This window comes from Streptomyces bottropensis ATCC 25435 (assembly GCF_000383595.1).
GTDB lineage: Bacteria > Actinomycetota > Actinomycetes > Streptomycetales > Streptomycetaceae > Streptomyces > Streptomyces bottropensis.
Window position 1 is genome coordinate 8,413,962 of record NZ_KB911581.1, and the last position, 21,066, is coordinate 8,435,027.

Annotated in this window: 18 protein-coding genes and 1 pseudogene; 6 read left to right on the plus strand and 13 right to left on the minus strand. The window is 70.4% G+C overall.

What is annotated here, in order from left to right; genetic code table 11:
• Positions 1–221: 221 nt before the first annotated feature.
• From STRBO_RS0137200 to STRBO_RS0137215, 4 genes and pseudogenes are all read right to left on the minus strand, one after another.
• Entirely contained in the window at positions 222–1,784 is a 1,563-nt protein-coding gene (locus tag STRBO_RS0137200) for a cellulase family glycosylhydrolase (RefSeq protein ID WP_005486220.1), read from the minus strand.
• Between the two features lie 157 nt (positions 1,785–1,941).
• Positions 1,942–2,763 (minus strand): ABC transporter permease, encoded by an 822-nt coding sequence (locus tag STRBO_RS0137205; protein ID WP_005486223.1) that lies wholly within the window; start codon positions 2,761–2,763, stop codon positions 1,942–1,944.
• A pseudogene (locus STRBO_RS0137210) lies at positions 2,760–3,155 on the minus strand (ATP-binding protein DrrA1-3 family domain-containing protein); the annotation flags it as partial. The pseudogene STRBO_RS0137210 and the gene STRBO_RS0137205, both read right to left, overlap by 4 nt.
• A 95-nt stretch (positions 3,156–3,250) precedes the next feature.
• Complete coding sequence (locus STRBO_RS0137215; protein ID WP_005486225.1) at positions 3,251–4,267, minus strand: hypothetical protein; 1,017 nt, start codon at positions 4,265–4,267, stop codon at positions 3,251–3,253.
• Positions 4,268–4,490: 223 nt separating this feature from the next.
• On the opposite strand from STRBO_RS0137215, the gene STRBO_RS0137220 reads away from it, so the two are divergent.
• Positions 4,491–5,177, plus strand: coding sequence for a GDSL-type esterase/lipase family protein (locus STRBO_RS0137220; RefSeq protein ID WP_005486226.1), 687 nt, complete (start codon positions 4,491–4,493; stop codon positions 5,175–5,177).
• Here STRBO_RS0137220 and STRBO_RS0137225 read toward each other — a convergent pair.
• On the minus strand, positions 5,174–5,968 hold the full coding sequence (locus STRBO_RS0137225) for an SAM-dependent methyltransferase (RefSeq protein ID WP_005486228.1): 795 nt from the start codon (positions 5,966–5,968) through the stop codon (positions 5,174–5,176). The genes STRBO_RS0137220 and STRBO_RS0137225 overlap by 4 nt on opposite strands.
• A 174-nt stretch (positions 5,969–6,142) precedes the next feature.
• Here STRBO_RS0137225 and STRBO_RS0137230 point away from each other — a divergent pair, with 174 nt between their 5' ends.
• A complete protein-coding gene (locus STRBO_RS0137230; RefSeq protein ID WP_005486230.1) occupies positions 6,143–7,543 on the plus strand; it encodes an MFS transporter in 1,401 nt (466 codons plus the stop codon).
• A 59-nt stretch (positions 7,544–7,602) separates the two neighbouring features.
• On the opposite strand, the gene STRBO_RS0137235 is transcribed toward STRBO_RS0137230, so the two are convergent.
• Entirely contained in the window at positions 7,603–8,535 is a 933-nt protein-coding gene (locus STRBO_RS0137235) for a nuclear transport factor 2 family protein (RefSeq protein ID WP_020115688.1), read from the minus strand.
• Between the two features lie 147 nt (positions 8,536–8,682).
• Between STRBO_RS0137235 and STRBO_RS0137240 the strand changes: the two genes are divergently transcribed.
• Entirely contained in the window at positions 8,683–9,675 is a 993-nt protein-coding gene (locus STRBO_RS0137240) for an aldo/keto reductase (RefSeq protein WP_005486232.1), read from the plus strand.
• A gap of 280 nt (positions 9,676–9,955) precedes the next feature.
• Here the strand turns inward: STRBO_RS0137240 and thpR are convergent, their stop codons facing one another.
• The 3 genes from thpR to STRBO_RS0137260 form a co-directional block, all read right to left on the minus strand.
• Positions 9,956–10,528, minus strand: a complete 573-nt coding sequence (gene thpR / locus STRBO_RS0137250; protein ID WP_028797071.1) for an RNA 2',3'-cyclic phosphodiesterase — start codon at positions 10,526–10,528, stop codon at positions 9,956–9,958.
• A gap of 37 nt (positions 10,529–10,565) precedes the next feature.
• On the minus strand, positions 10,566–12,104 hold the full coding sequence (locus STRBO_RS0137255; protein WP_425336030.1) for an MFS transporter: 1,539 nt from the start codon (positions 12,102–12,104) through the stop codon (positions 10,566–10,568).
• Between the two features lie 215 nt (positions 12,105–12,319).
• Positions 12,320–12,757: a MarR family winged helix-turn-helix transcriptional regulator gene (locus STRBO_RS0137260; RefSeq protein ID WP_005486240.1), complete on the minus strand. Its 438-nt coding sequence runs from the start codon at positions 12,755–12,757 to the stop codon at positions 12,320–12,322.
• Positions 12,758–12,921: 164 nt separating this feature from the next.
• Here STRBO_RS0137260 and STRBO_RS0137265 point away from each other — a divergent pair, with 164 nt between their 5' ends.
• On the plus strand, positions 12,922–13,104 hold the full coding sequence (locus STRBO_RS0137265) for a hypothetical protein (RefSeq protein ID WP_020115690.1): 183 nt from the start codon (positions 12,922–12,924) through the stop codon (positions 13,102–13,104).
• Positions 13,105–13,120: 16 nt separating this feature from the next.
• Here the strand turns inward: STRBO_RS0137265 and STRBO_RS0137270 are convergent, their stop codons facing one another.
• Positions 13,121–14,539, minus strand: a complete 1,419-nt coding sequence (locus STRBO_RS0137270) for an NCS2 family permease (protein ID WP_020115691.1) — start codon at positions 14,537–14,539, stop codon at positions 13,121–13,123.
• Positions 14,540–14,688: 149 nt separating this feature from the next.
• Here STRBO_RS0137270 and STRBO_RS46125 point away from each other — a divergent pair, with 149 nt between their 5' ends.
• Together STRBO_RS46125 and STRBO_RS0137280 are read left to right on the plus strand one after the other, a co-directional pair.
• Positions 14,689–15,159, plus strand: a complete 471-nt coding sequence (locus STRBO_RS46125; protein ID WP_005486243.1) for a DUF2530 domain-containing protein — start codon at positions 14,689–14,691, stop codon at positions 15,157–15,159.
• 149 nt (positions 15,160–15,308) lie between these two features.
• A complete protein-coding gene (locus STRBO_RS0137280; protein WP_005486244.1) occupies positions 15,309–17,711 on the plus strand; it encodes an HAD-IC family P-type ATPase in 2,403 nt (800 codons plus the stop codon).
• 173 nt (positions 17,712–17,884) lie between these two features.
• On the opposite strand, the gene STRBO_RS0137285 is transcribed toward STRBO_RS0137280, so the two are convergent.
• The 3 genes from STRBO_RS0137285 to STRBO_RS0137295 form a co-directional block, all read right to left on the minus strand.
• Positions 17,885–18,730, minus strand: coding sequence for a hypothetical protein (locus STRBO_RS0137285; RefSeq protein ID WP_028797072.1), 846 nt, complete (start codon positions 18,728–18,730; stop codon positions 17,885–17,887).
• Positions 18,731–18,988: 258 nt separating this feature from the next.
• The gene (locus STRBO_RS0137290; RefSeq protein ID WP_005486247.1) at positions 18,989–19,909 is read right to left on the minus strand and encodes a hypothetical protein; all 921 of its coding nucleotides are present in this window, start codon (positions 19,907–19,909) and stop codon (positions 18,989–18,991) included.
• A gap of 142 nt (positions 19,910–20,051) precedes the next feature.
• Positions 20,052–20,843, minus strand: coding sequence for a hypothetical protein (locus STRBO_RS0137295; RefSeq protein WP_005486251.1), 792 nt, complete (start codon positions 20,841–20,843; stop codon positions 20,052–20,054).
• Positions 20,844–21,066: the final 223 nt, after the last annotated feature.

Below are 21,066 nucleotides of genomic sequence, written 5' to 3' on the forward strand. Positions count from 1 at the left end.
GTTCAGGTCCGCGAGGTTCGCGGTCCAGCCCGCATGGTTCCCGAAGATCACGCCCGGCAATAACTTATTCGACCAAGACTTGACCGAATTGAGTCATTGCTTACTCTCAAATGACCCACAGAAAGGGGCAGTTGCGCCAATCCGGACACCTGGTTCCGGACGGCCGCTCACCGCCGACGAGGGCACCCGGCGAGCCCCGGGCGCCCCCTCACACGCGCGCGTCAGGTGGCCGTACAGCTCACGCTCGGCACACCCCCGCCCCCGGGCGCGCCCCCGAAACCGAAGCTCGCCGAAGCTCCCGGGGCGACCGCCCCGTTGTGCGCGGCGTTGGCCGCGGTGACCGTCGCCCCGCTCTGGGTGTAGGACGCGTTCCACATGTTCGTGATCCGCTGGGAGCCGGGCCAGGTCCAGGTGACCTTCCAGGAGGCGAGGGCGGTGGTACCGCTGTTGGTGACCTTCACCTCGGCGTTGAAGCCGCCGCCCCAGTCGCTGCTGACCGTGTACGCGGCGGTGCAGGCGGGCGTGCCACCACCGGGGTCGCCCGGATCACCCGGGTCACCGGGGTCTCCCGGGCCGGAGCCGCCGGGCGGGAAGCCGGGGGCCTTGATGCTCGCGAGGTAGCCGTCCTTGACGGTGTCCACGGTCTGCCAGTCGTCCTTCAGGATGCCGCCGGTGTCACCGGAGTTGGGGTTCCAGGACCAGAAGGTCCAGTGGAAGGAGTCCGAGCCGTGGGCCGAGGTCGAGCGCAGATAGGTCACCAGGGCCGCCAGCCACCGCTGGTCGACGGTGGACTGGAGCGTCGTACCGAACTCGCCGACCCACACCGGCGCGATGTTCTGCTTGAAGATGTATCCCCAGTACTTGTCCCAGACGCCGGGCATGTTGGCGGGGAAGGACGGGTCGCTGAACCAGCTCTGCTGGGCGACGCTCGTGGCGTAGTCGTGGGCCGAGTACACCACCCGGTTCGCCACGTCCAGTTGCACCGGGTACTGGGCCACGCCCATCAGGTTGCCGCCCCACCAGCCCGAGACGCCGTTGAACGTCTGGACGCCCTCGACGAGGATCAGCAGGTCGGGGTTGACCGACAGGACCGCGTTACCGGCGCGCTGGGCGGCCAGGCGCCAGTCCCTGGCCGTGTCGCCGCAGCCCCAGCAGGCGGGATCGTGGGGCTCGTTGTGGAGGTCGATGCCGACCACCGTCGCGTTCCCCTTGTAGCGGGCGGCCAGCGCCTTCAGGTTGGTGATCCACGTCGACTCGGGGACGGCCGAGGTGTACCAGAGCGCCGACTGGCCCGCCGCGTCCGGGCGGTGGCGGTCGAGGATGACCTTCAGTCCGCTCTGCCCGGCGTACGCGACGATCCTGTCCAGGACCTGGAGAGACGTCAGACCCCGCAGGTCGGCGTTCTTGCCGTCGGAGTGGTTGAGGCTGTCGGGCATGGTGCCGGGCTTGAGGATGTCGTCGCTGTAGGGCATCCGGATGGTGTTGTAGCCCAGCGACTTCATCTGGTCGATCATGCTCTTGTAGTCCCGGGACCAGAGGCCGTGGGGGACGTTGTTGGCGGTCTCGAAGCCGAACCAGTTGATGCCGGCGATCCGGACCGACTGGCCGCCCGCGTCCAGGATCTGCCGGCCGCTGGTGCGCCAGTAACCGGCCCCGGCCTCGGCCGCGGCGGCCTCCGGCGCGGTGGCCGCCGCCGCCGGGTGCACGCCGCCGGCCAGGGGCAGCGTGAACAGGGCGGCGGCCGCGCACAGGGCGCCCAGGGTTCTCCGTAAGCTGCGGAACATGTCGCTGCTTCCTCCTCGGGAGGCGCGGGTCCGGAACGATGGGAGCGCTCCCACCACCCGCACTTCCCATGGAAACAGATCGCATGAACACGTCAAGGCATCCGGCGCCACCTGATGCGCCGGACGCCCTCACGCGTCCCCCCGGCCGCCCGTCACCTCAGCTGCTGAGCTTCCTGAACCGGCGTACCGCGAGCGGCAGGAAGACCAGCGTCAGCACCAGCGGCCACACCCCGGCCATCAGCAGCGCGTTCCGCTCGACCCAGGCGTCGCCACCGCCGACCGGCGTCCCGAACAGCTCGCGGGCCGCCGCGGCCGTGGAGGAGACCGGGTTCCAGGCGGCGATCCAGCCCAGCCAGTCGGGCATCAGCTGTGGGGCGACGTAGATGCTGGAGATCATGGTCAGCGGGAAGGCGACCGCGAACAGCCCGCCCGCCGCCTCCGGGTTGGGGACCAGCAGGCCCAGCCAGACACCGATCCAGATCAGAGCGAAGCGCAGCCACAGGAGCAGACCGAACGCGGCCAGGAAGCCGAGGCCGCCGTCCGGGCGCCAGCCCATCGCGACCGCCGTCAGCATCATGATGGCCAACTCCGCGCAGGCGACGAGCAGATCGGTCAGCCCACGCCCGGCGACCACCGCGGACGGCGCCATCGGCATGGAACGGAAGCGGTCGATGACCCCCTTGGTGGAGTCGTGGACGACCAGCGTGGCCGTGTTGATGAACCCGAAGGCCATCGTCATCACGAACATGCCCGGCATCAGGAAGTCCCGGTAGTCCCCGCCGCCGGGCACCTTCATGGCACTGCCGAAGACATAGCCGTACAGCAGCACGGACAGGATGGGAAAGCCCAGCTGCCAGGCGATGTTGACCGGCTGGCGCCGGTAGTGGGTGAGGCCGCGGCGGACGATGTTCCAGACGTCGCAGAACAGCCAGTACGTACGGCCGCGCGCACGTGACGCGCCCAGGTCGACGGTGGTCATGCGACGGCCCCCTTCGCGGTGTCACGGATGTCACGGTCCGCCCCGCTCCCGGTCCCGGTGGCCCCCGGCTTCTGCGCGCTCCGGCCCGTCAGGCGCAGGAACACGTCGTCCAGGCTCGGCCTGCGCAGGCCGATGTCCACGACCCGCACGCCCTCGTCCTGGAGGGTGCGGGCCACCTCGGTGAGCGCCGCGACGCGGTCGGTCACCGGCGCGTGGACCCGCGACTCGGCGTCGTCCGACTCCGGTTCGCCGTCCGAGACCCGGGCGACGACCTTCACCGCGCGCGGGATGTCGGCGCGCTCGGCGACGACGACCTCGACGCGGTCACCGCCGACCGTGCTCTTCAGCCCGTCGGGGGTGTCGTCGGCGATGGCCCGCCCCTGGTCGATCACACGGCCTGCAACGCCTCCTGGACGGGCTTGAGGTGTTCGTCGCGCGGCGGGGCGGGGGCGGGGAGGGGTGACGGGGAGCGCGGGTGCCTCGTGGCTCAGGAGGGCCGGCGCAGCCGCCTGAAGCCCCATACGACGACGACCGCACCGCCGACGGCGAGGGCGCCGACCTTGAAGGTGGAGCTGGTGCCGTCGCCGTCCGCCGCTTCGGTGCCGGAATCCTTCTGGCCGGAGGAGGACGAGCCGGAACCGCCGCTCCCGGAGCCGCCGCCGGGCACGTCCCGCGCGACGACCGAGCTGCCCGACCCCTCGCTGCCGTACATGATCTTCGAGCCGTCGGTGTCGAACGTGACCGACTCCCCCTGCCGCTGCAGGGGCACGTTCAGCCGCTCGACCTTCTTGAGTCTGCCGCCGTTCCAGTCGTAGAGGATGCCGCCGAAGTAGGCGCGCAGGGCGAGCTGCTTGCCGTCCGGTGAGAACGCGCCGTCGGTGACTTCCAGGTCCGGGACGGAGGCGACCTTCTTGAACACGTTCGTGCCGGAGGGCGAGAGGTCGGCCGGACCCTCGTACAGCGATCCGCCCTCCTCGTTCTTGTCGGCGATGTAGACCCGACCGGTCTTCGGATGCACCATCAGCGCCTCCGCGTCCCGCGCCCCGCCCTCGTACTTCACCACGTACTGCGTGGCCTTGATCGTCTGGTCCTTCAGCTCCTTCGGCTCCGGGAGTTCGTAGATCCAGACGTACGCCCAGGTGCCGCCGAGGTTGTCGCCGATGTCGCCGACGTAGAGCTTGTCGCCGGGCCCCATGGAGATCGCCTCGACGTCGCGCGGAGTGCCGACGCCCGTCATGGTGACCGTGGCGACCGTCTCGCCCGTCTTGCTGTCGACGGCGTAGAGGAAGGCCCCGTCGTCGCTGTCGTTGTGGGTCCAGTAGACCCCCGGGTGCTGACGCGACGCGGCGAGACCGCTCGACTCGGTGATCCGCGTGTCCTTCATCGTGAACCCGTCGTCGTCGGCGGCCGCGGGCGCGGCCGGGAGCGCGGCGAGCAGGACGGCGGCGAGACCGGCGAAGCCGGCGCGGAACCGGCACGGGGAGGTGAGGGGGCGACGGCGCATGGGCCCAAGCCTGCCATCTCGCTCCCCTGGGTGGGGTGGGGGGAGCGCCGTCGGGGTGGGGGTGGTCGGTCGGGTGCGGGTGGGGGGCTTCTCGCGCAGTTCCCCGCGTCCCTCGGAAAAGCAGGGGCTGCGCCCCGTGCTTCTCCGCCCACGTGGCGGGGTTCACAGGGCTGTTCGGGGCGAGAGGCGCTACCAGTCGGTAGCGATCGTTCATGATGTGCCAATGCTCAGGTTCATGCCCGTAGGCGACTCCATGACGATCGGGAGCGCCGGCGAACACACATGGCGCTACCGGCTCTGGCAGCACCTGCGCACGACGTACGACGGGCCCTTCAAGATCGTCGGCCCGCGCGAGACGCTGCACGACAAGGCGACGGACGCCCCGACGTCGTACGAGTACGCCGGCACCGACCCGCGCTTCCCCCGCGGCCATCTCGCCGGCTGGGGCGAGGGCTGGCTCCACATGGCGCCGCTGATCGCCGACGCGGTCCGCGGCAACCGGGCGAACGTCCTTCTCGTCTCCCTCGGCCTCATCGACCTCGGCTTCTACACCAACGCCGAGCAGACCGCCGAGAACACCCGCCGCTTCGTCGAGGCCGCCCGCGAGGCGAACCCGCACGTGCGCATGGTCCTCCTCCCCGTCACCCCCAACGTCCGCGCCGAGTCCGACGCCCCCTTCGCCGCCCAGGTCGCCCGCTTCAACGAACTCCTCGCCAAGACGGCCGCCGACCTCGACGAACCCCGCTCCCCGCTCCTCGTGGCCTCCCCGCCCCCGTCGTACGACATCCACCGGGACACCTACGACGGCACCCACCCCAACGCCTCCGGCGAACACAAGATCGCGGCGACCTTCGCGAACGCGATGCACGAGGCGTGGGACCTGGGGGGACCGTACGAGGAAGGGCCCTAAGCCCCAGACCCGGCGCCCTCGGCAGTCCTCGTCGCCGTCACCAGCGCGAACGTCAGATACTCCCCCTGGTCCGCCTCCAGCATCTCCACGACCGCCCGATCGGCTCCCCCTGCCTGCGGATCGCGTTCCGCACATGCCCGCGCCCAGAGCAGCCAGTCCCGCCAGCCGTCCTCCTGGAGCCGGGCCGAGGTGACGTCGACCAGTTCGGTGACCGCCCACTGGAACCGCCACCACTCGGCGGTGTGCCAGGCGATGGCCTCCCAGCCGACGACGGCCTTGATGTGCGGCGGCACGGACCCGAGGTCGCGCACCTCGCGGGTCAGCGCGGGTGTGGCGACGCCGAGCTGCCCGCCGGGCCGCAGGAACCGCACCAGGTACGGCAGATAGCTGTCCGCCGTCCCGAAGTACTCGAACGCGTCCACGCTGACGACGGCGTCGAAGCCGCCCTCCTCGAACGGCAGGGCATGCGCCTCGGCCCGCACCGCCGTCACCCGGTCCCCCACCCCGGCCTTGTCGAAGACCTCCGCCGCCTCCTCCGCCGCGATCCACCAGTCCGCGGCGACCACCTCCACCCCGAACTCCCGCGCCAGGAACACGGAGGTCGCCCCCTTCCCCGACCCCAGGTCCAACACCCGCATCCCGGGCCGCAGTTCGAGGTCCCGCACCAGGTCCTCCAGCAGCCACAGCGGGTTCGGCCCCATGTCGAGGCCGAGCAGCCAGGAGGGGTCGTAGGCGGAGGAGCGCGGGTAACGGTCGGGGCGGTGGAGGGCGTCGCGCGCGGTGGTGGTCACGGGAGACGACCCAAACGGTTCGGGCGCCGGGCGCGCAAGGGAGTTTCGTCGTACTCCGTGCTGACGAATCCGCCCACCGCCTCCCGGGTCCGGCGCTCCGCACTTGATCGGTGGCCCCCCGCTCGCTTGGATGTCCCGGTCGGACGCGGCGGTGACGGATGCGGGGCGGGACGGATGGCGCGGGGCGGTGGGCTGGGCCGGGAGTTCCGGTGGCTGTGGACGGCGTACGCGGTCAGCGCGTTCGGCACGCGGCTGTCGTTCGACGCGTTCCCCCTGATCGCGGTGCTGGTCCTGCACGTCGGCCCGACACAGGTCTCCGCGCTGGCGGCCACCGGCCTGGCGGTGGGCGCGGTGGTGGCCCTGCCGCTCGGCCCCTGGGTGGAGTTCCGCCGCAAGCGTCCGGTGATGATGACGATGGACCTGGTCCGCTGTGCGGCCCTGCTGACGGTCCCGGCCGCCTACGCCCTCGACCTGCTCACCTTCCCCCAGCTCCTCCTGGTCTCCATGGTCGTCACCGTGGCCGACATCACCTTCACCGCGGCGAGCGGCGCCTTCCTGAAATCCCTGGTCCCCCCGGAACACCTCGTGGCCGCCAACGGCCGCTTCGAGGCCACGACCTGGACCACCACCATGCTCGGCCCGCCCCTCGGCGGCGCCGCGATGGGACTCTTCGGTCCGGTCGTCACCCTGCTGATCGACGCCACCAGCTACCTGGTCTCGGCGGCGGGCATCCGGGCGATCGGCGACCGCGAGCCGCCGCACCCGGCACGGACGGCACCGCCGACGCATACGGCAGAGGTGGCGGTGGCGGGGGCCTCGGAGACCGCCGTGGGTGCCGCGGTACCCGCGACGCCCGCCCCACCCGCGACGCACAAGACACCCACGGCGCCCAAGACCCTCACCCCCCGTCTCCGCCCCACCGACCTCCTCGACGGCTGGCGGTTCCTGCTCGCCGACCCGGCCCTGCGCCCCCTCTTCCTCAACACCATCGTGGTCAACGCGCTGATCATGGCGCCCGCACCGCTGCTGCTGATCCTCATGGTCGGTGAACTCGGCTTCGCCCCCTGGCAGTACGGCCTCGCTTTCGCCGTCCCCTGCGCCGGTGGACTGATCGGCTCCCGCCTCTCCCGTCGCCTGGTCGCCCGGCACGGCGACGACCGGGTCCTGCGGGTCGCCGGAACCCTGCGGGCCTGCTGGCCGCTGGGGCTGGCGTTCATCGGTCACGGCCCGGCGGGCCTCGTCCTCGTCATGGTCGTCGAGCTGGGCCTGATCACCTGCATCAGCGTCTTCAACCCCGTGATGGCCACCCAGCGCCTCACCCGGACCCCGTCGGACCGCGTCGCCCGCGTCCTCACCGCCTGGTCCGTCACCGGCAAACTCGCCACCGCCGCCACGACGGCCCTCTGGGGCCTCCTCGCCGCCCTGACGACCCCCCGAACGGCGATCGCCACGGCCGGCCTCCTCCTCCTGGCGACCCCGCTGCTCCTCCTCACCCACCGCCACCGGTCAGGAGGGGTGCCCCGCACCCCCGCCCCGAACGACCACCAGAACCCGGAGCCCCTTCCGAAGAACTGACACCGGACGTCGCACGGGGCCCACCAGGGGAAACGGCACGACCGGCCAAGCCGTGACGGTCAGAACATCGTGTTGTCGTTCGCCGACGTCTCCGGCACGTCCTGGAGTGCGTCCCAGTGTTCGACGATCTTGCCGTTCCGCACCCGGAACAGGTCGACGACGGCCTGGCCGCGCTCGCCCGGGGCGTTGACGTAGTGGCTGTGGACGGCGACGAGGTCGCCCTCGGCGATGACGCGCTTGCGCGTGACGGTGAGGGAGGGGAACTGCTGGAAGTAGCCGCCCAGACCGGCCCTGGCCCCGGCCACGCCGTCGGGGATGTTCGGGTTGTGCTGGTGGTACTCGGGGCCCCAGTACCGGTCGAGCGCCGAGAGGTCCTTCCGCACCAGCAGTCGGTCGAAGGCCTTGGTCACCAGCTTCTCGTTGTACGCGGTCAGCCGGGCCGGCCCCGGCACCTCGGTGCGCGGCCGGCTGACGGTGGAGAACATGTCGTTGCCGTTGGCCGAGGACTCCGGCACCTCCTGCCCCACGTCCCAGTGCTCCGCGATCCGCCCGCCCTGGAAGCGGAAGATGTCGAACACGGCGGAGCCCCGGGTGCCTGGCGTGAGCACGACGTTGGAGTGCACGAGGACGAGGTCGCCCTGGGCGATGACCCGCCTGATGTCGTAGGCGGCGTCCGGGAACTGCTGCCGCACCGCCGCCGCGAGCCCCTTCAGCGTCTCCGCCCCGTCCGGCGCGAACGGGTTGTGCTGGATGTAGTCCGGCCGCACGTACCGGTCCACGACCGCCGTGTTCCCGTCCTCGAACACCCCCTTCAGCACCCGTACCGCCACGGCCTTCTGGTACGCGAGCCGAGCGGCGTCCCCGTGCGGGGCCCGCTCGGCGACGGCGGTGGACGGGGCCGCGACGGCCGGTACGACGGCGGCGGTGGAGGTGAGCGCGACGGCCGCGAGGACGGCGACGAGCGCGCGGCGGGCAGGCGTGGTGGGGGTCACGAGGCTCCCATCGGAGAGGTTCGGCAGGTCAGCTCCCGCTTGAAAGTTCAAGCAGTGATGCTTACGAAAGGAAAGCACTAACCTTCAGTTAGCGTCAAGATCTCTCCCCTTGCCTAGAGCGCACTCCACCGCCTTGGCTAAGGAGTCATGAAGTACACACAGCTCGGACGCACAGGTCTCAAGGTCAGTCGGCTGGTCCTCGGCACGATGAACTTCGGTCCGCAGACAGATGAATCAACCAGCCACGGCATCATGGACGCCGCACTGGACGCGGGCATCAACTTCTTCGACACGGCGAACGTCTATGGGTGGGGTGAGAACAAGGGCCGGACCGAGGAGATCATCGGCAACTGGTTCGCCAAGGGCGGTGAGCGCCGCGACAAGGTCGTCCTCGCGACCAAGGTGTACGGGAACATGGCGGCGTCGGCCGACTCCTGGCCCAACCACGACAAGCTCTCCGCCCTGAACATCCGGCGGGCCGTGGACGCCAGCCTCAAGCGGCTGCGCACGGACTACATCGACGTCTACCAGTTCCACCACATCGACCGGGCCACCCCCTTCGAGGAGATCTGGCAGGCCGTCGACGTCCTGGTCCAGCAGGGCAAGATCCTCTACGCCGGCTCCAGCAACTTCCCCGGCTACAAGATCGCCCAGGCGAACGAGACCGCCGCCCGCCGGGGCGGCACCATCGGCCTCGTCAGCGAGCAGTGCCTCTACAACCTCGCCGAGCGCCGCGCCGAGATGGAGGTCATCCCGGCCGCGCAGGAGTACGGCCTCGGGGTCATCCCCTGGTCGCCGCTGCACGGCGGACTGCTCGGCGGGGTCATCAAGAAGGAGGCCACGCAGGGCCGCCGCGCCTCAGGCCGCAGCGCCGACGCCCTCGCCGACCCGGCCGTACGCGGCCAGGTCCAGGCGTACGAGGACCTCCTCGACAAGCACGGCCTCGAACCGGGAGAGGCCGCCCTCGCCTGGCTCCTGACCCGTCCCGGCGTGACCGGCCCGATCGTCGGCCCCCGTACGGCCGAACAGCTCCGGTCGGCGATCCGCGCGAGCGAGCTGGAGCTGAACGAGGAGCTGCTGACCTCGCTGGACGAGATCTTCCCGGGCCCGGGCCCGTCCCCGGAGGCCTTCGCCTGGTGAGGGCCCCGTAAGGGGCGCGGGGAACTGCGCGACAAGCCCCCGTCGGCGGGCGGGCCGGCACGGTCCGCAGTTCCCCGAGGCCATCGGCACGGTCCCCCGTTCCCCGACCGTCACCGGTGGCCGACGGTCACCGACACCCGATGGTCACGGAGCCCCGACGGTCACCTGCCAACCGCCGCCGCGAGAGCAACCACCGCGAACATCAGCACGAGCACACCGGCCATGATCCGGTTACGGGTCTTCGGGTCCACCCCACGAGCGTAACCGGCGGCCCGAACGGTCATCCGGCCGCCCCGAGCGGCCAGCGCCCCAGCGCCTCGTACCGCGGCTGCTCCCCCGGCACCCCGGACGTCGGCAGACTGCTGCGCACCAGCGCGAGGTCGGCCACCGTCCACGTACGCCCGGCGAAGGCGTCGAGCGCGTCGACGCACGGCCGTACGTCGATGTCGTCACGGCTGCGGGCCACCGTCAGATGGGGCGTGTACCGGCGGTGCTCCCCCATCGGCACCCCGGCCTTGCGCGCCGCCGCCTCCGCCCGGTCGGCCAGCAGCCGGAGCGCGCCGAGGTCACCCTCGGCGCCCGCCCACAACGCCCGCCCGTGCCCGAACTGTCCGCCGCCGCGCACGGCCAGCGGGAACGGCTCGCCGCGCCGCGCGGCCCGCTCCAGGCGCCGCGACAGCTCCGGTACGACGTCCACCTCGACCTCGCCGTAGAAGGCGAGGGTGAAGTGCCAGCCGGCCGGTGCGGTCCAGCGCAACCGGTCCGCACCGGCCAGGCCCTTCAACTCCCCGATCACCACGCCGAGTTCGTCGACGACGTCGGCGGGCGGCAACACCGCGGCGAACAGCCGCACGGTACTCATGGCACTCATGACGGCCACTTTCGCAGGACTAGGCCACGGTCGTCACGGGAACGGTCCGCTCGCCGTGCTGCCCCTCGGCCCGTTCCCTGGGCACGAACCGCACCCGCGGGTGACCCCGGTTCCATCCCATCGACACCCGCAGACCGCCGGCCCTGACGAGGATCAGGCCCACGGTGACCGCGGCGACGGTGGAGACGACCCCACCGGCGAGGAAGCCCGCGCGGGCGCCGTACGCGTCGGTGGCCCAGCCGGCGATCGGCGCGCCCAGCGGGGTGCCGCCGAGGAAGACCATCATGTAGAGGGCCATGACACGGCCGCGCATCGCGGGGTCGGTGCCCATCTGGATGGCGGTGTTGGTGGTGACGTTCACCGTCAGGCCGAACATCCCTATCGGCACCATGAGCAGGGCGAACAGCCAGTACGTCGGTGCCAGCGCGGCCACGATCTGCAGCAGGCCGAAGGCGAGCGCGCCCCCGATCAGCACCCGCAGCCGGGTGGTGCCGCGACGGGCGGCGAGCAGGGCACCGGCGACCGAGCCGACCGCCATGAGCGTGTTGAAGAGGCTGTAGGAGCCGGCGCCCGAGTGGAACACGTCGTCCGCGTAGGCCGACAGCCAGACGGGGAAGTTGAAGCCGAAGGTGCCGATGAAGCCGACGAGGACGATGGGCCAGAGCAGTTCGGGGCGGCGGGCCACGTAACGCAGGCCCTCACGGAGCTGGCCCTTGGCGCGGGGCGCGCGGCGCACGGGGTGCAGGTCGCGGGTCCGCATCAGCAGCAGGCCGGCGATGGGGGCGACGAAGGACAGGCCGTTGAAGAGGAACGCCCAGCCCGTGCCGACGGTGGTGATCATCACGCCGGCGACGGCGGGGCCCACCAGACGGGCCGACTGGAAGTTCGCCGAGTTGAGGCTGACCGCGTTCTGCAGCTGGTCCGGGCCGACCATCTCCGACACGAACGACTGACGGGCCGGGTTGTCGACCACGGTGGCCATGCCCACGGCGAAGGCGGCCACGTACACGTGCCACACCTGGACCTGGCCGGAGAGCGTGAGCGCGGCGAGCGCCAGTCCCGTGACGGCCATGGACGTCTGGGTCAGGAACAGCAGGCGCCGCTTGGGGAACCGGTCGACCAGCACCCCGCCGTACAGCCCGAACAGCAGCATCGGCAGGAACTGCAGCGCCATCGTCACACCGACGGCCGTGGACGATCCGGCCAGGCTCAGCACGAGCCAGTCCTGGGCGATCCGCTGCATCCACGTGCCGACGTTCGACACGACCTGCCCGAGGAAGAACAGCCGGTAGTTCCGCACCCGCAGCGACCGGAACATGGACACGCGTTCACGCGGGGCGGGGGTCTGGGCGGGGGCCGGGGTACTCGCGGGGGTGGGGGTACTCGCCGTGGGCGCGGGCGCCTTGGGGCCGGCGGTGTCCGGCGGTGCCTCGGCGGTGGCGGGCCGGTCCAGCGGGCCGGTGGTGTCCGGCGGCGCTTCCGGCACCTCGTGCGCCTGCGGGGTGGGGCGGGAGGTCGGTGGCGCGGGGACGGAAGCTGCTCCGGGGCCCGTACTCAAAAGGGTTCGCCTCCTTGGGTGGAACGTGTGCGTGTCGTGCGGTTGCGTAAGCCTCACGGCTCCCGTTCTGTCTGCTTCTGTCTGTTTCTGTCTGCTGGTTCCCGGGTCGGCCCATGCCTGTCCCCAGGGGGCGCGCGGGCCGTCGGCCGGGGCGTATCGGGGGCCGGTCCGGCGTGCGAACGTGGCCCGAACGCGCCCGGCGGGCGGGCGCGGGGTCAGAGGTGGGCGAGCCTCTCCAGAACGGGCGCGGCCGCGCGCAGCTTCTCCCACTCGTCCGCGTCGAGAGCCTCGACGAGGGAGGCGAGGAACGCGTTGCGTTTGCGGCGGCTCTCCTCCAGCATCGCCTCGGCCCGCTCGGTCTGGGTGACCACCTTCTGCCGCCGGTCCTCGGGGTGCGGCTCCAGCTTCACGAGGCCCTTGCTCTCCAGCAGGGCGACGATCCGGGTCATCGACGGGGGCTGCACATGCTCCTTGCGGGCCAGCTCACCGGGGGTGGCGGTGCCGCAGCGGGCGAGGGTGCCCAGCACCGACATCTCGGTCGGGCTCAGCGACTCGTCGACCCGCTGGTGCTTGAGCCGACGGGACAGGCGCATCACGGCGGAACGGAGGGCGTTCACAGCGGCCTCGTCGTCGCCATGGTTCAGGTCAGGCATGTTCTTTAGCGTAACTCATTACCCTCGCTAAAGACCATCGGAACTCCACAGCCGTGCCCGTGAGCCCCGCCACTCATGCCGATCACCACCCTTACATCACTCATATGAGTGACTGGTAAGCAGAACGTGACACGGAGGGTCGCACGCATCCGACCCTTGTACACATGGGGACCACTGTGCTCAGCCTGCGGATAGACGGGGAGCTGCTCGACCGGCTCCGGACCCACGCGGCGAAAAGGGGAATGAGCGTCCAGGACTATGTGATCGGGACGCTCATTCGCGACGACTTCGACGAGCGGTTCCAGACCGCGGTCGACGAGACGGAGAAGTTCTACGGGGTGCGGTGAGGCGGCCGGGTGCCGCTCACGTCAGCCCCAGGGCCGGCATCAGGTAGTAGAAGCCGAAGACCGCCGCCACCACGTACATCGCCGCCGGAACCTCGCGTCCACGACCCGCGGCCAGACGCAGGACGACGAAGGTGAGGAAGCCCATGCCGATGCCGTTGGTGATCGAGTAGGTGAACGGCATCATCACCATCGTCACGAACGCCGGGATCGCGATCGTGTAGTCGGCCCAGTCGATCTCGCGGACCGAGTTCGCGAGGATCAGGAACCCGACCGCCAGCAGCGCCGGGGTCGCCGCCTGGGAGGGCACCATCGTGGCGACCGGCGTCAGGAACAGCGCGACGGCGAACAGAGCGCCGGTGACCACGTTCGCGAAGCCGGTGCGCGCCCCCTCCCCCACGCCGGCCGTCGACTCCACGAAGCAGGTCGTCGCGGACGAGGAGCTGGCGCCACCGGCCGCGACGGCGATGCCGTCGACGAAGAGCACCTTGTTGATACCCGGCAGCTGCCCGTCCGCGTCGGTCAGCCTGGCCTCGTCGCCGACGCCCATGATCGTGCCCATCGCGTCGAAGAAGCACGACAGCAGCACGGTGAAGACGAAGAGGACACCGGTCAGCACACCGACCTTCGCGAACCCGCCGAAGAGGCTGACCTGTCCGATCAGCCCGAAGTCGGGGGTCGCGACCGGGGTGCCGGGCCATTTCGGCGTGGTCAGACCCCAGGCACCCGCGGGCAGGTCCGCCGCGGCCTGGACGACGACCGCGAGCAGCGTCATCGCGACGATCGAGATCAGGATCGCGCCCGGCACCCCGCGCACGATCAGCGCGAGCGTCAGCAGCGCGCCCAGGACGAAGACGAGCACCGGCCAGCCGTCGAGATGCCCGGTGGCGCCCAGCTGGAGCGGCACGGTCGTGTGGGCGGCGTCCGGGACTCGGGTGACGAACCCGGAGTCCACCAGCCCGATCAGCATGATGAACAGGCCGATACCGATGGAGATGCCCTTGCGCAGACTCAGCGGCACGGCGTTCATGACCCGCTCACGCAGCCCCGTCGCCACCAGCAGCATCACGACGAACCCGGCCAGCACGACCATGCCCATCGCGTCCGGCCACGACATGCGCGGCGCGAGCTGCAGCGCGACGACCGTGTTCACGCCCAGCCCCGCCGCCAGCGCGATCGGCACGTTGCCGATGACACCCATGAGGAGCGTGGTGAAGGCGGCGGTGACCGCGGTCGCGGTGACCAGCTGGCCGTAGTCCAGCTGGTTCCCGTACATGTCCTTCGCGCTGCTCAGGATGATCGGGTTCAGCACGATGATGTACGCCATCGCGAAGAAGGTGGCGAAACCGCCCCGGATCTCGCGCGACAGCGTGCTGCCGCGTTCCGTGATCCTGAAGTGGCGGTCGAGCACGCCGACGGTGCTGCTCTGCGGGGACATGCGGAACCTCATCCCCAACAGGCATGCACGGCGCTGTTGGAGTTTTCTACGAACAGAAGCGGTCAGGCAGAAACCGTTTCAGTATGAACATATAATTCAACTCTCGCCATCTCCGCGCGTAGACCCATCCGCCTCGTAAGCTGTGCCCCATGGCCGCGTTTTTCTCGGGATCCCCCAAGCACGAGGCACCGGAGCCCCTGGAGGGGCCCATCGTGCCGACCATCATCGGCGGCACGATCCTGTGGCTCGTCCTCTTCGTCGTCCAGCTCCCCTTCTACGGCTGGTACGCGGACCACGGACACACCTGGTGGATCTGGACCTGCCTCGCCGGCGGCGGCCTGGGGTTCATCGGCATCTACTACGTCCGCCGACGTGACGCGGCGATCAAGCGGGACGCGGCGGAGAAGGCGGCCACGGAGGCGAAGGCCGCCGACCACGCGAAAGCAGGGACCGAAGGGGCAGGGACCGAAGGGGCAAGGACCGAAGAGGCAGGGACCGAAGAGGCAGGGACCGAAGAGGCAGGGACCGAAGAGGCGGCTGTCGCAGGGACGGCAGCCGAAGGGGCGGCGACCGAAGAACCCGAAGCCGGCGACGTGACCGCGCGGCCCGCCGGCAACTGAGCCCGTCCGGCGGTTCCAGCCCCGGCCGTCACCGCACCACAGGCGGCGTACGACCCCGGCATCACGGCGCGGCCCGCCCCTCCTCCGCAGGTCGGATCTTTGCCGCACTCGGCGGGTGAACCCTCAGATCCGCACGTACCGTCGAACGCATGACGCACATCGACGCGGGTACCGAACTCGATCCTGTGCACCCGACGCCCGTCCCGGCCCGCCCGGGGCGGGCGCCCGGTCTGACGGCCGCCGAGGTGGCCGACCGGGTCGCCCGCGGCGAGGTGAACGACGTACCCGTGCGGAGCAGCCGCTCCCTGGTGGACATCGTCCGCGCGAACGTCTTCACCCGGTTCAACGCGATCATCGGCGTCCTGTGGGTCGTCATGCTGTTCGTCGCCCCCATCCAGGACAGCCTGTTCGGCTTCGTGATCCTGGCCAACACGGGCATCGGCATCGTCCAGGAGTGGCGGGCGAAGAAGACCCTCGACTCCCTCGCGGTGATCGGCGAGGCGAAACCCACGGTCCGGCGGGACGGGGTCGCGGCCCAGGTCGGCACCTCCGACATCGTCCTCGGGGACCTCATCGAGATCGGCCCCGGCGACAAGATCGTCGTGGACGGCGAGTGCGTCGAGACCGACGGCCTGGAGATCGACGAGTCGCTGCTCACCGGCGAGGCCGACCCGGTCGTCAAACACCCCGGTGACCAGGTGATGTCGGGCAGCTTCGTGGTCGCCGGCGGCGGCGCCTTCACCGCGACGAAGGTGGGCCGGGAGGCCTACGCGGCCCAGCTGGCGGAGGAGGCGAGCCGCTTCACCCTGGTCCACTCCGAACTGCGCTCCGGCATCTCCACCATCCTCAAGTACGTCACCTGGATGATGGTCCCGACCGCGATCGGCCTGATCGTCAGCCAGCTGATCGTGAAGGAGAACGACTTCAAGGACTCCGTCGCCCGCACGGTCGGCGGCATCATCCCGATGGTCCCCGAGGGTCTGGTGCTGCTGACGTCGGTCGCCTTCGCGATCGGGGTGATCCGTCTCGGCCGCAAGCAGTGCCTGGTGCAGGAACTGCCCGCCATCGAGGGCCTGGCCCGCGTCGACACCGTCTGCCTCGACAAGACCGGCACCCTCACCGAGGGCGGCATGGACGTCACCGAACTGCGCCCCCTGGGCGGCGCCGACGAGGCGTACGTACGCAAGGTCCTCGGCGCGCTCGGTGAGTCCGACCCCCGCCCGAACGCCTCCCTCCAGGCCGTCATCGACGCCTACCCGGACAGCGACGGCTGGCGGTGCACCGAGTCCCTGCCCTTCTCCTCGGCCCGCAAGTACAGCGGCGCGTCCTTCGGCGAGAGCGACGGCGAGTCCAGCACCTGGCTGCTCGGCGCGCCCGACGTCCTGCTCCCCGACGACGACCCGGCCCTCACCGACACCGGCCGGCTCAACGAGCAGGGGCTACGGGTCCTGCTGCTCGCCCGGGTCACCCGCGCACTCGACGACTCCGAGGTCGCCCGGGACGCCCGCCCCACCGCCCTCGTCGTCCTCGAACAGCGGCTGCGCCCCGACGCCGCCGACACCCTGCGCTACTTCGAGGAGCAGGACGTACGGGCCAAGGTCATCTCCGGCGACAACGCGGTGTCGGTCGGCGCGGTGGCCGGAAAGCTGGGTCTGACCGGCGAGGTCGTCGACGCCCGCCGGCTGCCCGGCGAGCGCGACGGCATGGCGGACGCCCTCGACTCCGGCACGGTCTTCGGCCGGGTCACCCCGCAGCAGAAGCGGGACATGGTCGGCGCCCTGCAGTCCCACGGCCACACGGTCGCGATGACCGGCGACGGCGTGAACGACGTACTGGCCCTCAAGGACGCCGACATCGGTGTGGCGATGGGCTCGGGCTCGGAGGCGACCAGGGCCGTCGCGCAGATCGTGCTGCTCGACAACAGCTTCGCCACGCTGCCCTCGGTCGTCGCGGAGGGCCGCCGGGTCATCGGCAACATCACGCGGGTGGCGACCCTGTTCCTCGTCAAGACGGTGTACTCGGTACTCCTCGCCGTCCTGGTGGTCTGCTGGCAGGTGGAGTACCCCTTCCTCCCCCGCCACCTGACCCTGCTCTCGACCCTGACGATCGGCATCCCGGCGTTCTTCCTCGCCCTGGCCCCCAACAGAGAGCGCGCGCAACCCCACTTCGTGCGGCGCGTGATGCGGTACTCGATCCCGGGCGGTGTGCTGGCGGCCGTCGCCACCTTCGTCACCTATCTGCTCGCCCGCCACCACTACGCGGGCGAGGGCGCGTTGGAGGCGGAGACCAGCGCGGCCACCCTCACGCTCTTCCTGATCTCCATGTGGGTGCTGGCCATCATCGCCCGCCCGTACACCTGGTGGCGCGTGGGCCTGGTGGCCGCGATGGGCGGCTGCTTCCTGCTGGTCCTCGTCGTGCCGTCGCTCCAGGACTTCTTCGCCCTGCGGCTGGTGGGGACGACCATGCCGTGGATGGCGGTCGCCGTCGCCGCCCTGGCCTCGGCCCTACTGGAGTTCCTGTGGAGATGGGTGGACCGCCGCTTCCCGGCGTAGGGCACCCGTCCGGTACCGCTCCGGAAACCGGACGCCTGCGGCCGGCGTCCTCGCCTCCGGCCGGCGTCCTCGCCTGCGGCCGGCCTCGCGGAGGCCGCGCCGTCGCGTCACCGGCATCGAGCGGCATCGAACGGCACCGGGAGGCGGCGCAGGGAAGGGAGCGCCCGGGGGCCCTACGTCACGTCGACGTAGTCACCCGTCGCGCTGACCGGCGCCGTCGTGCTCACCCCGGCGTAGCTGAAGCGCCAGTAACCGTCGTACGTGGCGGTGCCGGTGGCCTTCACATTGCCGGAGGCGTCCGAGTAGACCGTTCTGACCGTGGTGTACGTGCTGCTGCCCGCCTTGCGGAACTGGAGCTTGACCGGCTGCTCGGTGAAGGCCGTGTAGGTGTGGCTCTGCCAGTCGGCGCGGGTGAGCCTGCCCGTCGCGGTGACCGTCCTGCCCTTCTTGACCGGCTCCGGCCCGGCGTTGACGGTGAGCTTCGCGATCCGCCGCACGAGGGTGGAGGCCGGCCCGCCCTGCTCCTTGTAGCCGATCTTGCTGTAGTCGAGCTCGTCGTTCGACGGGTCCTGGCCGTTGAACGCGATGGCGTCGGCGCCCGCCTTCCAGGTCCCGGCCTGCGAGTTGCGCAGGTCGCCGTCGCCCGGACGGATGTCGATGGTGCCCGTACAGCTCGCCGTCGTCGCGGTGGCGACCTTGCAGGTGGCGAAGTCGTCGCCGAACAGCTGCGGGGTGTCCTCGTCGCCGAAGGTGCCGCGGTAGAGGAAGGGCTCCGCGAAGAAGTCCTTCGCGGTGATGTCGACGCCGGAACCGTGTGTCAGCGTGAACGACACCGCGGTGGAGACCGTGCCGCCGATGCCGACCTTGAGGGACGTGGCGACCTTGAAGTTCGAGAAGCTGACGTTCAGCGTGTAGGGCTGACCGCTCGTCGCCGTCGTGCCGGCCGCGTGCGCGGCCGGTATCCCGAGGGCGGAAAAGGCCAGGGCGCCGACGGCGGCCACAGTGGCTCTTGTGCGCATGTGTTCCCCAAGTGGAGAAAGAGTGATCCAGGGCCTTGTGGCCCGGACGATCTGAACACGCGTTCCCTCGACCGAATTCGCCCCCGACGCGAATTTGGCCCGGCCATACGGACTCTTGAAAGACGCATACGGAACGCTTGGTCCCGCTCTTACGGACTCTTGCGGACTCTTACGGAAGTCGGAGTCACTCCTTACGAAAAAAGGGCGCCGGCCCGGGAAATCCCGGAGCCGACGCCCCATCTCCTGCTATTGCCGCGCCTACTTCACGTCGATGGCGTCGGCCGCCGAGGTCACGGCCGCCGTGCCCGAGCTGCCCGCGAAGACGTAACGGTAGGAACCGTCGGCGGACGCCTTGACGGTGGTCTTCAGGGCGCCCGTGGTGGACGTCTTGACCGTCTTGACGTCCGTGTAGGTGGACGTGCCCGCCTTCTTGAACTGCAGCTTCACGGACTGGCCGCCGTACGCCGGGAACTTCTCGGTGTCCCAGTTGGCACGGGTCAACTTGCTCGTGACCGTGATGGTCTTGCCCTTCTTGACGGGCTCGGGAGAGGCGTTGGCGCCGGTGAGCTTCGTCTGGCGCTGGACTTTGGCGGTGCCGAGCTTGCCCTGCCAGGTCTCTTGCAGGTCTCCGGTGAGCGGGTCGCCCCGGAACGCGAGGCCGCCGACCTTCCAGGTCGCGGCCTGCGAGTTGACGAGAGTCTGGCCCGGGTAGAGCTCGATGGACGCCTTGCAGCCGGCGGTGGTCGAGGAGGTGGCCGTGCAGGTCGCCTCCTCCTCGCCGAACTGCACCGGCACGTCGGACTCGTCGAGCAACGAGCCGGGCATCGACTTCAGGTACAGGAACGGCCCGTTGGCGAAGTCCTCGGCGGTGATGTCGACGTCCGCGGCGTGCGTGAGCGTGTAGGTGACCGGCACCGAGCGGTGCTTGGTCGCGCCGACGACGATCGGCTTGCCGCCGTTCACCTTCATGCCGGAGAAGGAGACGTCGAGGTCCCCCGCGGTCGCGTCGGCGGCGGTGGCCGCGCCGAACGCCGACGGCCCACCGTCGACGGCTCCGGCCGCCCACTGCGGGGAGGTGGCGATGCCGTTCGCCTCGTCCGCGGCGTACACGGTGGGCACGGCGAAGGCGGAGAGTGCGAGGGCGCCGGAGACGGCGATCGCGGTGGTGCGGATACGCATGTGTTCCCCCGGTGGAGAGTGAAGACGTGGGGCCCGACGGCGTTGTCACATGGGGCCCCGGTGATCGCGGGCCCGTTGACCCGCGTGCTCTACGGCGTCGGGGCGCACCGGCGGAACCGGCACGCCCCCTTGGTGTGGCTGCTTACTTGACGTCGATGGTGTCGCCCGTGGCGGTCGCGGCCGCCGTGGTCGAGGTGCCCGCGAAGACGTAGCGGTATGTGCCGTCGGCGCTCGCCTTCACCGTGGTGGAGACATCGCCCGTGGAGGCCGAGTTGACGGTCTTGACCGCCTTGTAGGTGGACGTGCCGCTCTTCTTGAACTGGAGCTGCACCGGCTGACCGCTGAGAGCACCGTTCACATTGGTGTTCCAGTTGGCGCGGGTCAGCTTGCTGGTGATGGTGATCGTCGCGCCCTTGGCCACGGGCTCCGGGGCGGCGTTGGCAGGCGCGAGCTGGCTCGCGCGCAGGACCTTGAAGGACTTGGCGTTGTCCTTGATGTAGTAGTCGTAGTCCTTGGCCTGGGCGAGCACCGTGGTCTTCCAGGTACCAGCGACGGAGTTGATGACGTCGTAGCCCGGCTTGAAGGTGAAGGTCGCCGAGCAGTTGTACTTGGACGACGTCACCTTCTTGCAGCTGATCGGGTCCTTGTTGGACGCGATGATGCTTTCGGAGGTCTCAACCGTCTGGCCGCGGTACAGGTACGCGCTGGCCGTCCGGTGGCCCGAGTTGTCGGTGACGGTGAACTTGAGCGTGACCGTCTTGCTGGCCTTGGCACCGACGACGACGGCCTTGCCTCCGTTGACGGAGACATTGCTGATCCTGGTGTCGCCGATGTGGTCGTCGGCCTGCGCGGCCGGAGCGACGAGGGCGGTCAGAGCCAGGGCGCCGGTGACGGCGACGCCCAGAGTGGCGCGCTTACGCAATGTTTTCCCCACGTGGAAGGGATCCCGCGGACGCTAGGTCGGCACGAGACCCGGTTCAGGTCTGTCGAGCCGGTCAGGTTCCGGGAGTCGTGTGACTCCCGGGACTCCTGAGAAAGCCGTCGGCTCGGGTGATCAGATCCACGAGGCAGGGGAATGGTTGTACGAGTTCTGCGATTGCGGTGAAGATGTTGCCCGGGTCACACCGAACCTGTGCGCTCCTCGGCCTCCGATCAGC